The following is a 250-nucleotide window of genomic DNA, read 5'->3' as shown; positions in this document are numbered from 1 at the left end:
AGGAAGGAGGGGATGCCCGAAAACCCTGTTTCGAGCCGATTCATGCTACCAGAGGCGGTCCCGCCGCCGTTTCAGCCGCCGTCGAGGATGCGCCGGATCTTCTCCAGCCGCGCGGACACCTCGCGTTCCGCCCCGTGGGACGTCGGTTGGTAGTACTGCTTCCCGCGCAATTCGTCGGGCAGGTACTGCTGCGCGACGATGCCGATCTCGCTGTCGTGGGCGTACTTGTAGCCCTTGCCGTGCCCGAGGC

Annotated in this window: 1 protein-coding gene; it reads right to left on the bottom strand. The window is 66.0% G+C overall.

Going from position 1 to position 250, the window contains the following annotated elements; translation table 11 throughout:
- Positions 1 to 71: 71 nt before the first annotated feature.
- Positions 72 to 250, bottom strand: a 179-nt coding sequence (locus tag ACZ3HG_RS24410) for an AAA family ATPase (RefSeq protein WP_465335060.1), incomplete at its 5' end; no start/stop codon positions are given.

This window comes from Erwinia sp. PME.40.26/001 (assembly GCF_055556675.1).
This window is presented reverse-complemented; position numbering and strand designations above follow the sequence as displayed.